Raw genomic sequence first — 12,930 nt, 5'->3', positions numbered from 1 at the left:
CTCGGGAATGATGTAGATTTGTTAAGCAATTATTACAATTATATATCGAAGGTGGGTTAAGTGCGATCGAACGGGCAAGATGCCCGTTCCACAATTTGTGAAATTGGTTGTAGAACAGGCATCTTGCCTGTTGCAGTTCCACAATTTCTGCAATGGTTGTGGAACAGGCATCTTGCCTGTTGCGGTTCGACAATTTGTGAAATTGGTTGTAGAACAGGCATCTTGCCTGTTGCAGTTCCACAATTTCTGCAATGGTTGTGGAACAGGCATTTTGCCTGTTGCAGTTCCAAAATCAGTGAAATGTGTTGTGGAACAGGCATCTTGCCTGTTGCAGTTCCAAAATCAGTGAAATGTGTTGTGGAACAGGCATCTTGCCTGTTGCATTCCAAAATCAGTGAAATTGTTTGTGGAACAGGCATCTTGCCTGTTGCAGTTCCAAAATCAGTGAAATTGGTTGTGGAACAGGCATCTTGCCTGTTGCGAACACAAGCACAACATCTAACCCAATGAATAAGGCACACTAGAAGTGAGATACAAAATTTCACATTGCCCGAAACTGCCCATGATTTGGCCATTCAAGCCCCGCTACCGCAAACAAATCGCCCGCATCGAAGTCACCGGAGCGATCGCCGGAGAAACCCGCAAACGAGTTCTAGAAGCGCTCAAAACCGTTGAAGAGCGCAAATTTCCCGCCTTGCTGCTGCGGATAGACAGCCCCGGGGGCACTGTCGGCGATTCCCAAGAAATTTACAGCGCCCTCAAGCGTTTGGGCGAAAAAATCAAAATTGTCGCTAGTTTTGGCAATATTTCAGCTTCTGGCGGAGTTTACATCGGCATGGGAGCTCAACATATCGTTGCTAATCCCGGTACAATTACCGGCAGCATCGGCGTGATTATCCGGGGTAACAATCTAGAAGGGCTGCTAGAAAAAGTCGGCGTTTCTTTTCAAGTGATTAAATCCGGGCCCTATAAAGATATCTTGGCATTCGATCGACAATTGACCGAGCCCGAACAGCAAATTCTGCAAGACTTGATCGACAGCAGCTACCAGCAATTCGTGGAAACCGTCGCCGAAGCCCGGAAACTCCCCGTTGAAAACGTCAAAACTTTTGCCGACGGTCGCGTTTTTACCGGCCAGCAAGCCTTAGAATTGGGTTTGGTCGATCGACTCGGAACCGAAGAGGACGCTCGCCGCTGGACTGCCGAACTCGCAGGCCTCGACCCGGAAAAAACCGAATGCTGCACGCTAGAAAAACAAAAACCTTTCCTAAATCGCGTTTTGGGGAGTAGTCTGGATACATCCGGGCTTTGGGCTTACAAGAATTTGCTGGAATTCGAGCTGTCTACTAGCGGTTTGCCGCTGTGGCTGTATCGCCCGTGATTAAATAAATTAGTCATTGGTTATTGGTTATTGGTTATTGGTTATTGGTTATTGGTTGTTGGTTGTTGGTTGTTGGTTGTTGGTTGTTGGTTATTGACAAACCAACAAATAACAAGTAACCCTTCGACTCCGCTCATGGCAACGCAAATAACAAATAACAAGTAACAAATAACAAGTAACAAATAACCAATAACCATTGACAACTAGCAACTGACAACTGATAAAAAATGGAGAATATTTGCGTGGATTGGCAAGTGCGGGCGATTCGCGGGGCAACAACTGCCAGCGATAATTCGGTAGAAGCAATTCGAGAAGCGGTGAGAGAACTGTTAGATGAATTAGAAACAAGAAATAATTTAGATCCGGAATTAATAATTAGTGTTACGTTTTCTGTTACCCGCGATTTGGATGCTGTCTTTCCGGCTGCGATCGCCCGCGAACGCCCTCGGTGGTGCAATGTTCCTTTGTTGGACGTGCAGCAAATGTACGTTAAGGGTTCATTAGAACGCTGCATCCGCTTTTTAATTCACATCAATTGGCCCGCACACACCGAAATTTATCATCCTTATTTGCGCGGAGCTCAAAATTTGCGGCCCGATTGGAATTTAGCCGTTGCAGTTGCTGCGGAAAAATAAGAAAATCACTTTTTGATTGATTCAAGAGTAAACCCACCAGCCATGGTGGGTTGATTTTTAACTGAGGAATGAAAAGATGTAATAACAAAATGAGTGATTACAAAGGATGTAACTACTGCCAACATTTTCGAGCAGACGGAACTTGTCCGGCTTTCGATCCCGGTCTAATTCCCTTAATAATTGTTGACGCGCAAATCAAACACACTAAGCCTTTGATAAATCAGAAAAACACAATTGTTTACGAGCCAACTGAAAAACACATAATGTACAGGTATAGTCCTGATTAAGTATTGATGAAGTTGAGCTATTAGCTGCAATTGTTATGGATTGCAACAGTCTGTTGTTAATCCCAGATTTGCCGTAAATTCAAGGTAAATCCCGGCAACACATCTACCGGAACAGTTTGAGGTTCTTGCAATACCTCAACTTCTCGATCGGGGCGATAAATTTCCACTTGTTGCTTTTTGCGGTTAATTAACAAACCCAGACGACAGCCATTGTCGATATACTCTTGCATTTTGTCTTGAGTTTTTTTCAGGCTATCGCTTGGTGAAAGAATTTCAATCACAAAATCGGGACACAGCGGGATGAATTTTTCTCTTTGTTGTGCAGTCAAAGCCTCCCAGCGAGATTTTTCGACCCAAGAGACATCGGGAGATCGATCGGCTTTGTTTGGTAGAGTAAACCCTGTCGATGAGTCGAAAACTTCGCCGAGTTGAGTTTGCTCGTTCCAGATTGCCAGTTGTACAATCAGTTTGACGTTACGTTTTCCGGTTTCTCCTCCTGTCGGCGGCATCACGATTAATTCTCCATTAGGGTTCCTTTCTAGTTTTAAATCTGGGTTTTCTTGACAGAGTAAATAAAACTGTTCTTCGGTAAGTTTGATAATTGGGTTGAGGTCGAGAGTAATTTGGGTCATGGCAGTTAGGATCTGCTGAATTGAAATAGGCTTCTCCAGCAGATAAATTTATTTTAGCTTACCTTTTTCGGTTGGGATTGGCTTAGATAAAAAACATAAAAAAACCGGCTTCTCGAAGAAACCGGATTTTTTGTCAATCAGTGGCTTTCTTGTGATGCAGCCTAATCCCTAAAAAGATGTCATATATAAAACTCCAAAAGTCCTTTTTACCTTCCAATATTCCCAGACTTTGAGGAGAACCCTTTTCATCTAACAGCGGCTTCACAGCTTCATAAGCTGGCTTGTAATTGTACCAAGGAATTGAAGGCCACAAGTGATGGATCAAATGATAGTTCTGTCCCAAAATTAAAATATTCAGAATTGGACTAGGATATACTCTGGCATTTTTCCAGCGATCGCGCTCGTGAAACGGACGGTGTGGCAAATAATCAAAAAATAAGCCCAAGGCTAACCCCACTACCAAAGCAGGAGAAAACCAAAAGTTCAGCACATAGCCTAAATGGTCGTATTGAATTGAGAGATAAACCACTCCGATCACAAACAAACGGCTGAAAAACCATTCCCAAAGTTCGTATTTCCGCCACAGTTTGCGCTTAAAGAAGAAAATCTCGTGGTAAAAAAACCTCGCAGCAATTAGCCACAGAGGCCCACCCGTAGAAACATAATGGTCTGGATCGTTATCTGGGTCGTTAACGTGGGCGTGATGCTGCATATGTACCCGCGTAAATACCGGGAAAGCAAAGCCCAACATCAGCGCGCTACCGTGTCCCAAAATAGCGTTAATTGTACGATCGCGGTGCGCCGCGTTGTGAGACGCATCGTGAATCACCGTTCCAGCCATGTGCAACGCCAGCACGTTCAGCGAAAAACAACACCAATCCGGCCAGTCCCCGTACCAGTAACCCACAAAGGAAATCGCGATAATCGCTAATGCACTCAAAAACAACAGCAGCGTCGGATTCAAGTCACCCGGAGGACTCAGAAACTCTTTCGGCACTGTCAGCGGCCGTCCTGCCTCCGACATTTTTGTTAACACTCCTTAATATTTCACACTTGCGTAGTATAAGATACAAGTCTGCCAATAGTAAAGTTTCGTGAAAAAACAGAGTCCGATCGCCAGACACTAGCCTCTGGACAAGAAGCCAAATATTGCTGTTATGCAAGGATATCCAATGATAGATAGCCGCATAGCATAGCAGCCCAATTCTAATAAATGGGTATATCTGTATTTATGTCAAGCCTGGGAGGGGAAATAATTTCCCAAAAAGCCGATCGCCAAGAAAAAATTACCGATCGGTAAAAAGTCAGATATTCTATATAGTGGTCAATGCCTGCGGTGTTGACCGCTATCAAAATTTTTAAGACTTGAGACTAGCGTCATTGCTTGTACTGAAAGATGAAACGTTAGCCGAAATTTAAACAAGAAATCCTCCAGCCACCCCATCTCAATTCATGCAACCGCCAAAAGCCCTACGCCGAACTAAAATTGTCGCCACCATTGGCCCAGCAACATCCGACCCAGAAGTGCTGCGGAACCTCATAGAAGCTGGTGCGACAACTTTGCGACTCAACTTTTCCCACGGAACAGAAGACGACCACCAGCGCAGCATTCGCTTAATCCGACAAACATCCTTTGAACTCAACCAGCCGGTCGCCATCCTCCAAGACCTTCAAGGCCCGAAAATTCGTTTAGGGCGCTTTGAAACAGGCTCTATAGTTGTCAAAAACGGCGATCCTTTCATTTTGACCAGCCGCCCGGTAGTCGGCACAGAGCTCATTTCCTCCGTCACCTACGAACCTCTAGCTTCGGAAGTTCCAGAGGGAGCAATGATTCTGCTGGATGACGGAAAAGTGGAAATGCGGGTGGAAAAAGTAGACCGCGGCGCGGGGGAACTGTACTGTCGCGTGGTCGTGGGCGGGCCGCTTTCCAACAACAAAGGCGTGAATTTTCCGGGAGTTTACCTGTCAATTAAGGCGCTGACCGATAAAGACCGCAAAGATTTAATGTTCGGCCTAGACCAAGGTGTCGATTGGGTGGCTCTGAGCTTCGTCCGCAATCCCCAGGATATGCTGGAAATTAAAGAGCTGATTGCCAGTGCGGGCAAGCAAGTACCGGTGATTGCTAAGATCGAAAAGCACGAGGCGATCGAACAAATGGAACAAATTCTCGCCCTTTGCAACGGCGTGATGGTCGCCCGGGGCGATTTGGGCGTGGAACTGCCCGCCGAAGACGTGCCGATTTTGCAAAAGCGCTTGATTGCAACTTCCAACCGCATGGGGATTCCGGTGATTACCGCTACCCAGATGCTCGACAGCATGGTGAACAATCCCCGTCCCACCCGCGCCGAGATTTCCGACGTAGCCAACGCCATTATCGACGGAACAGATGCGGTGATGCTTTCCAATGAAACGGCTGTGGGCAAATTTGCCGTCGAAGCGGTGGCGACGATGGCGAGAATTGCGGTGCGGATGGAGAGGGAAGGAATTAAGCGCAATATTAGAAATGTAGAAGATGTCGGTCGATCGATCACCAACGGCATCAGCCAAGCAGTCAGCCAAATCTCCGAACAGTTAAACGCAGCGGCCATCATGACGCTGACCAAAACCGGAGCCACAGCCCGCAACGTCTCGAAATTCCGACCCAAAACACCGATTTTGGCCGTTACTCCCCACGTAGACGTAGCCCGACAACTGCAATTAGTATGGGGAGTCAAACCATTACTGGTGCTGGATTTGCCCTCAACAGGCCAGACATTTCAATCTGCCATTAATGTCGCCCAAGAAAAAGAGTTCCTGTGCGACGGAGATTTAGTAGTGATGACAGCCGGTACTCAGCAAGGGGTTGCCGGCTCGACGGATTTGATCAAAATTGAGGTAGTCACAGCCGTTTTAGGCAAAGGCACCGGTGTCGGTTTAGGATCTGTGAGCGGCATGGCCAGAGTTGCTCGCACTGCTGCGGATGTAGCCAATTTCCACGCAGGAGACATTTTAGTAGTAGAACGCACCAGCGCCGAGTTTGTGGAGATGATTCGCAAAGCCGCTGGTGTGGTAACTGAGGAGGAAAGTTTGACTTCTCACGCCGCGATTATCGGTTTGCGTTTGGGCGTGCCGGTGATGGTGGGTGTGGAGAATGCCATGCGGGTAATTCGGGACGGCACGATGCTGACGCTGGATATGCAGCGTGGCTTGGTTTATTCCGGTGCCCGCGGCGGCTCAAATGACGGAGAACTTGCGGTTTAACAAGTTCTGAGTTTTGGGTTGTGGAGTTTTTCATGAAATTCTACAGCTCATTGCTTTTTTGTTGAATTTGTGCTATAATTCATAATCGTCTTGCCGATGTAGCTCAGTGGTAGAGTAATCGATTCGTAATCGATCGGTCGCGGGTTCAAATCCCGCCATCGGCTTTAGGTTTTGTGAAGTGTCAAAAGTTCTAAAGACTTTCATACACTTTTAACACTTCATCCCCGTAGTGGTTAATCACCTTAACCGCAATCTTTCCCGATTTACCATTCTTGCCTTTGGGAGAATCAAAAGGACGGCTAGTAGTAGAATACATCTGACTCCAAGCATCTTCATCAATTTCTGCTTTCAGCGCCCGCTTTAATTTTTCATAAGGTTGGTTAGCACCTGTAAAATAGGCATGACGCACAAAAAAGCTTTCCTCATTGTAGTCAGTGTCAATAAACCAACAAGCAATATCATCAGGCGAACTGCTGCGAATCTCCCCGGTAGTGGGATCGTAAATATCTAAACCTTTTAAGGTGACTACTAGCTGACCATTTTGGCGTTTTAACTCAATATCTGGTTCGCCAAATACCATAAATAAATTACCAGCCCCTGTTTTCTTGAGCAGTTCATCACCCAGTAACAAATCAGGATTCATGCGAGTGATTAAAACTTGCAATTTGCCATAACGTTTTGCTTCTTCATTAACATTAGGTTCAAAGGCAAAACCGCAGACAATTAATACATCATTCCCCAAGCCTTTAACAGCTTCTTTGGCAGCTTCTTTGATATCATCAACGCTGACAGTGCCGTATTCTGGCCCGATGTGGACTGCTACCCGCTTGATGGTTTCATCGCTTTCTGCGTACTCGCCTACAGCATGAATGTAAGTACCCGCATGAGATTCTAAATACTCTAAATTTTCAAACTTGAGGCGTTGATTTTTTAAAGTATTTTGGATTCCTGCCCTTTTCAGGTTGTCAATGATTCTGACTTCAAATTGATCTGATGCTTGGGTAACGCCTTCCTGTTCTGAGGCTGGGTATGCTTCATCAGTAGAAAGAATGCGGTGAGGTGAAAGACTTTCGACAGTAAACGGGCCAGTTATCCGAATGCGTTTATTGTTTTCATAAGGTTGGTCATAGAGTAGTTCCGTATCCGCATTACGGGCAATAGATTCATCGATTTCTTTCTGCCGTTGTTGCCTGAGTTGCCACCATTTAGCTATTAATTCTTTAGCTTCATCTGACCATTTTGCATCGGATTCTCTGGGAATTTCCCATTCTTCCCAGGATTTTTTGAGCAACTGGTTTAATTGAGTGCGAACTGGTTCTAGTTGTAAATGCCATTTGGCATGGATAGTATCAATTTCTGGATTATTGGCGATTGATCCCAATGTAACATGAGGAACGCGCTTATAAACAAAGCCTTTTTTGATTGCGTTGTCTGTCTTAGGTTGTGTTGATGGCAGTTGTTTAGTGATTTCGGCTTCTTTTTGGATGCCTTCAGGGGAGTCTGTTAGTAGGTAGTAGGGATATTTAGCAGACATGAGGCGAGTTCTAGCTAGTGCTAAGGCAACACGGCTTGTGTCGATGGTAATCCAACGTCTTCCCCATTGTTCGGCAACATACGCTGTGGTTCCAGATCCGCAGGTTGGATCTAATACTAAATCACCGGGATCTGTAGTCATTAAAAGACAGTTTTCAATTATTTTGGGATTTGTTTGAACTACATAAACTTTGCTTTCCGAGAAACCACCAGCCGTTTTTGCCCAAACATTTGTAATTTGGCTAACAGGGTAATCATCAAAAAAAGATTTATATCTAAGATATCCACCTAGTTTAATTATTCGGTTAGCTAATTTTAATCTTTGTATTCCTGGCAAATGCGTTTTCCAGCTTTTGCCCCTTAATGGATAAAATTTTTCGCCTTGATAATCAATAGGAAAATTTGTACTAGCTCCCCAACCAGTCGCAAGTAAATCGATGCGTTGAAAAATTTTTAAGTTATCGCTAATATGACTTTTTTCCTGCTTGTCTTCAGTTGTTAATCTCTGATGATTACCATCAATATCCTGTGCTAGAGTAAATTCAGAATTGCTTACTAAATTTTTTTCTTCATAGAGCTGTCTATATTTAACACTTTCTTTGTTTTTGGAGTACCAAATAATATAATCTTGAACCCCAGCGATGTATTTACTGCCTAGAGAAACTTTAGTAGTAGCAGAAATTTGACTAATAAAGTTTTCGCTCCCAAAAACCTCATCCATCAAACACCGAACCAAATGCACATTGTCATCCCCAATCTGCACAAAAATACTACCAGTTTCCGTCAATAACTCCCTCGCTACAACCAACCGATCGCGTAAATAACTCAAATAAGAATGAATCCCTAACTCCCAAGTATCCCGAAACGCTTTCACCTGTTCCGGTTGCCTTGTTACTTCTTCAGCCTTCCCATCTTTAACATCTCGCTTCCGAGTCGAAACCTGCCAATTAGAACCAAACTTAATCCCATACGGCGGGTCAAGATAAATCATCTGCACTTTACCCTTTAATCCCTCCTTCTCCGCCAAGGAATTCATCACCAACAGCGAATCACCCAGAATCATCCGGTTAGCCCACTTCACCCCATCCTTATGCTGATAAAAGTCAATTAATTGGTCAAATTCTAAACCATTAAAATCACTAAATAGACTTAATTGTTCCGCTGGCTGTTCCTTTTTAACCTGCTTCTTGAAATCCTCAATAATTGCATGGGGGTGTATTTTCTCCTGAATATAAATCGGTACAGCCGGAACCTCTAAATCCTGACTGTCCTGTTCGTCTTTCCCCTGCCACACCAACTGCGGATCTAAAGATGGATCGCGGGGATAGAGAACTTTTTGAGGTTTTTTCTCGTCGTCAGCCATAAAATCACGCAACTCTTCAGTAGGAATATTAGCCCGTTTATCCTGATGTTTCACACTATCAATAGGTGTAGATTTGTCATTCTTTTTCCTAGGCATTAGTTATTTCCTTATAGATAAATGTTTGAATTTTACAGCCTTTGACATTCTGCTTTTGTACTCGAAACAATCGAGACTTCAATTCACTGAAATCTAAAATCAATTCATGAATTTTTAAGGCTTGTTGTTCATAATCAAAATCTCCTTGACATTCTTTACAGAGGATAATTCCACTGTGTTCTTTGACAAGCTTGTGTAGTTCAATAAAATCCTGCCTATTGAGCGTAATCACAGCCCGCTCTTGTTGATGGGCAAACTTGAGAACATCATCATCGGGAATTCCTTGATTAGCCTGTTTTGCGTCATAGGATGTCAACACATCATGTCCGAGATAACGAAGTTTGTTGACGATATCTAGGGGGAAATTTTCGTTAGAGTAAAGCCTAGCTATCTTCATCATCGTCATCCTGGGCAGCAATTACTCGATCGATTTCTGTTTGATGCTGTTCGTAGTATGACGAAGCTAATCTTAAATCTGCGGGAGTTAACCCCGGATAATTCCTCAGTATTTCCTCATCAGATGCCCCCAGTTTGTAAAAAGAAATAATTGTCCAGACAGGAATGCGTGTATTGCGTATCCTAGCATTACCTCCACAGACACCAGCGGTTTTTTGAATTGTACTAATATTCGTATCCGTTTGTGCTGTCTGCTTAGACAAATACATCCGAATAGATTTTTCGGCATTCCAAGGATCGGATATTTCTAAGAAATCCCAACGCCCTAATCCCCCGTGATTTTTTACTGCTGGTATCCAAAGAGTTCTAGCAGTCGCCACCTTAGCGGCTTTGTCCTTTCTCGCTTCCCCCGATACTTCCAAAATTAAATTCAGTAGTTCTTTTTGCCCATCATTAATTCGCACAATAAAATCAGGCAAATAATTTCTCTGTTCCCCATTGAGAGTATAGGGAATAGTAAAGCCTAAATTGTGATTTTTTACATAGGAGATAACCTCATTCATTTGTTCTAAGGATTGCACCATCTTTGATTCCCAATTACTATCGAGTACCACATGGGAAACATGACATTTATGAGGGTTAGTCGTATAAACCGCACGGGCGGTGTCAAAGTCTACATAGCGAGTCGAACCAAAAGTATCATAGGGGCGGAGAATTGGCTTTAAAGATTTTCGCAACTCTCCTTCCACAATGGCATGATAAATCTTGTCTGTCGCATCGTGGGCAAATTCAGTCAGCATTAACAACTGAGGATAGGTATTGTCTTTGTAACGGACACATTCTTTGAGCCACTGTTTAGTTATTTGCAAAACTTGGGGAAACAACCAAGCTTGTACATCTGCATCAAAAAAATGTATTGTAGTTTTTTCTGGTTTCTGATTCCCATCCCATCGAAAATACTTTTCTAAGGTTAGTTTTGCCAACAAAAAAGCGACTTCCTGTTCTCTGTGGGATTTCAATTGATCCAATGTATGAATACTGGATTGACCAACAATGGGAGCATTGACTGTAAGAGTAGGCAAATCAGCCGTAGAAATAACATATTGACAAACATCTGTAAAATTAGCTGTTAATTTGCCCCTGCTAATGTCGTAGCGATAACCCGTCAATCGAGGGAAAGTAATTTCAGATTCATTTCGTTCTGCTAAAGCTCGAACACGGGTAGGGAGTGTTCCCCGCTTGGGTGTTTTATTAGAACCGGCGCAGGGGATAAAAGCAAAGGGAATACCGTAAACTTCGGCATATTCGGGTTCATACATTCCCTCTTTATTCACTGCATAGTTAATCCGTCGCAGTCCCCGTCCAACAACTTGTTCGCACAACAACTGAGTGCCAAAAGCTCTTAACCCTAAAATGTGGGTGACGGTACTAGCATCCCATCCTTCAGTCAACATAGAAACAGAGACTACACAGCGAATGTGTTCCCCCAGTTTTCCGGGTTTACCAACGGTATTTAATACTTCGCGCAGTAACTCTTCTGGTGTGATTTTTTCGGGATCTTTACCTGGATATCTTTGTCGATATTCGGCTTTAAATTCTTCAATCTCCTGTGCTGTAATTTTTTTGAATTCAGCACTCATCGCCTCGCCTGATTCTAGTTGTTCGCTGTCTACCAGAATCGTGTTAGGTCTAGCTGTCCAGTTTTCGTTTTGGACGTTACTAAATAATGGTAGTTTACCGGGAGCTAAAACAGGTCTACCATCAGGATATTTTTTGCCAGTATCCCAGCCAGCAATATAGTCATAAACTAATTTAGAGACATTGGTATTATTACAAACAACGATAAATACAGGCGGTGTTTGTCCTCTGTCAGTAGCTTCTGTGTCCTGTTCCCATAATTCAAAAGCTTTTTTGTAGTTACTATAGAGACTTTCTAAGGCTCCCTCTAACTCTTTAGGAAGTTTTGGTTCGGGTGATGATTTACTTTCATCTTGGGTACTGCGTCCTTTCTTGGGGAGTTGATCGCGAATTAAGGGCCAAATACTGCGATAAGCAGGCAATTCGCCTTTCATATTGTCGTCAGATACGGGGACGCGGGGAATTTTGACAATGCCTGATTCGATCGCATCAATCAAGGAAAAGTCAGAAACTACCCAAGGAAATAGATTGCCTTCTTGATAGCCAGAACCTTTTAAAAAGAACGGTGTAGCTGACAAGTCATAAACTACTTTGACCCCAATTTTTGACTTTATAGCTTCAATGCCAGAAATCCAAAGTTGTGCCTGATCGTTGCGTTTTTCTGCTTCTTTGCGGTCATCACCTTTGAGCTTGGCATCGTCATCACCAACGCGACGACGGTAACAGTGGTGAGCTTCATCATTAATCACGATAATGTTTTTCTTGTTTCCTAAACCTTTGCAAACTCGCCTTACCATTTGGTCTGGGGTTTCAGTGAAAGCACTTTTTTGTCCTTGGGCGAGAATATCTTTAGTTAACCGAGCTGCTGAATTAAGTTCTCGCAGTTTAAAGGCATGATAGTTAGTAATAACAATTTTAGCTTTTTCTAATTCTGGGATTAAATCTGGTGGTACTAGGTCAAGTTTTTTGTAGTAATTTTCAGCATCATTAGGTTGGAGTACCCGCAGGCGATCGCGCACGGTAATTCCTGGTGCTACTACTAAGAAAGCATCGCTAAATTTATTGTTCTGAGGGTTGGCGGCTTTATTAAGAGTATGCCACGCCATCAGCATTGACATGACTACTGTTTTACCGCTTCCTGTCGCCATTTTACAGGCCATGCGGAACAGCAGCGGGTTCGCATCTTCATTGAATTGTCGGAGTTGATTCTCAATCCAGTTATCGCCGCACTTTTTTGCAACTTCGGTGATATAGATAACTGTCTCTAAAGCTTCTATTTGGCAAAAATATAATTTACGTTCGCGATCGGGGTTAGTCCAATATGCCAACAATTTTTTAGTGGTAGGGGTAACGTAGAGATAGCCGCCACGTCTCCACAGGCTAACGCGATCGCGAATTTGGTTAATAAACTTGTTTTCTGCTACTCTGTCTTGTGTCCATTCACCTAGATTTAGCTCTAGTTGTTGAAACTGCTTGCTTTTTTTCTTCGGTTGGGCGATCGGGATAAAATAATGGCTGATGCGACGCTCTTCGAGAATTTCATCGGTAATACCATCATCGTCAAAGCGAAAGTGGTACTTGGGTTCCAAGAAGGCAGAGTTAATAATAGGATTTTCAATGACAACTTGATTCATCTATTTCCTGATACTTGTTATATGGACATAGCGATCGCCAATGATAGAGAATTCCTTATTCCCTAACCAATTGTCCCAAGGTCAGAGCAAATTCC

8 protein-coding genes, 1 tRNA gene and 1 pseudogene are annotated in these 12,930 nt (G+C 43.6%); 5 read left to right on the top strand and 5 right to left on the bottom strand.

All coding sequences use genetic code 11. The annotated features are described in order from the left end of the window. Positions 1 to 41 precede the first annotated feature (41 nt). The 3 genes and pseudogenes from JGK07_RS33195 to aroH all read left to right on the top strand — a co-directional run. Positions 42 to 101: pseudogene (locus tag JGK07_RS33195) on the top strand (hypothetical protein); the annotation flags it as partial. A gap of 461 nt (positions 102 to 562) precedes the next feature. Then, positions 563 to 1,381 (top strand): signal peptide peptidase SppA, encoded by an 819-nt coding sequence (sppA, locus tag JGK07_RS14125; RefSeq protein ID WP_293177588.1) that lies wholly within the window; start codon positions 563 to 565, stop codon positions 1,379 to 1,381. Positions 1,382 to 1,608: 227 nt separating this feature from the next. Continuing rightward, positions 1,609 to 2,016, top strand: coding sequence for a chorismate mutase (gene aroH / locus JGK07_RS14120; protein ID WP_366934289.1), 408 nt, complete (start codon positions 1,609 to 1,611; stop codon positions 2,014 to 2,016). Positions 2,017 to 2,359: 343 nt separating this feature from the next. On the opposite strand, the gene JGK07_RS14115 is transcribed toward aroH, so the two are convergent. Further along, positions 2,360 to 2,935 (bottom strand): Uma2 family endonuclease, encoded by a 576-nt coding sequence (locus JGK07_RS14115; protein WP_293219123.1) that lies wholly within the window; start codon positions 2,933 to 2,935, stop codon positions 2,360 to 2,362. A 133-nt stretch (positions 2,936 to 3,068) separates the two neighbouring features. Further along, a complete protein-coding gene (crtR, locus tag JGK07_RS14110; protein ID WP_293177805.1) occupies positions 3,069 to 3,959 on the bottom strand; it encodes a beta-carotene hydroxylase in 891 nt (296 codons plus the stop codon). Positions 3,960 to 4,387: 428 nt separating this feature from the next. On the opposite strand from crtR, the gene pyk reads away from it, so the two are divergent. Together pyk and JGK07_RS14100 are read left to right on the top strand one after the other, a co-directional pair. Continuing rightward, positions 4,388 to 6,175, top strand: coding sequence for a pyruvate kinase (gene pyk, locus JGK07_RS14105; protein WP_293224859.1), 1,788 nt, complete (start codon positions 4,388 to 4,390; stop codon positions 6,173 to 6,175). Between the two features lie 92 nt (positions 6,176 to 6,267). After that, positions 6,268 to 6,339 (top strand) — tRNA-Thr (locus JGK07_RS14100). Positions 6,340 to 6,365: 26 nt separating this feature from the next. Here the strand turns inward: JGK07_RS14100 and JGK07_RS14095 are convergent. The 3 genes from JGK07_RS14095 to JGK07_RS14085 are packed head-to-tail and all read right to left on the bottom strand — an operon-like array spanning position 6,366 to position 12,835. Further along, complete coding sequence (locus JGK07_RS14095) at positions 6,366 to 9,167, bottom strand: site-specific DNA-methyltransferase (RefSeq protein WP_293224861.1); 2,802 nt, start codon at positions 9,165 to 9,167, stop codon at positions 6,366 to 6,368. After that, the gene (locus JGK07_RS14090; protein ID WP_293177715.1) at positions 9,160 to 9,567 is read right to left on the bottom strand and encodes a DUF5615 family PIN-like protein; all 408 of its coding nucleotides are present in this window, start codon (positions 9,565 to 9,567) and stop codon (positions 9,160 to 9,162) included. Before JGK07_RS14090 ends, JGK07_RS14095 begins: the two co-directional genes overlap by 8 nt. Then, positions 9,551 to 12,835: a BPTD_3080 family restriction endonuclease gene (locus JGK07_RS14085; protein WP_293224863.1), complete on the bottom strand. Its 3,285-nt coding sequence runs from the start codon at positions 12,833 to 12,835 to the stop codon at positions 9,551 to 9,553. Before JGK07_RS14085 ends, JGK07_RS14090 begins: the two co-directional genes overlap by 17 nt. Between the last annotated feature and the right edge of the window lie 95 nt (positions 12,836 to 12,930).

The sequence above is a fragment of the Microcoleus sp. PH2017_24_DOB_U_A genome (assembly GCF_020738205.1).
GTDB lineage: Bacteria > Cyanobacteriota > Cyanobacteriia > Cyanobacteriales > Microcoleaceae > Microcoleus.
This window is presented reverse-complemented; position numbering and strand designations above follow the sequence as displayed.

Coding starts and splice junctions, on each gene's coding strand:
- sppA (WP_293177588.1), top strand. CDS start 563: ATGATTTGGCCATTCAAGCCCCGCTACCGCAAACAAATCGCCCGCATC.
- aroH (WP_366934289.1), top strand. CDS start 1,609: ATGGAGAATATTTGCGTGGATTGGCAAGTGCGGGCGATTCGCGGGGCA.
- JGK07_RS14115 (WP_293219123.1), bottom strand. CDS start 2,935: ATGACCCAAATTACTCTCGACCTCAACCCAATTATCAAACTTACCGAA.
- crtR (WP_293177805.1), bottom strand. CDS start 3,959: ATGTCGGAGGCAGGACGGCCGCTGACAGTGCCGAAAGAGTTTCTGAGT.
- pyk (WP_293224859.1), top strand. CDS start 4,388: ATGCAACCGCCAAAAGCCCTACGCCGAACTAAAATTGTCGCCACCATT.
- JGK07_RS14095 (WP_293224861.1), bottom strand. CDS start 9,167: ATGCCTAGGAAAAAGAATGACAAATCTACACCTATTGATAGTGTGAAA.
- JGK07_RS14090 (WP_293177715.1), bottom strand. CDS start 9,567: ATGATGAAGATAGCTAGGCTTTACTCTAACGAAAATTTCCCCCTAGAT.
- JGK07_RS14085 (WP_293224863.1), bottom strand. CDS start 12,835: ATGAATCAAGTTGTCATTGAAAATCCTATTATTAACTCTGCCTTCTTG.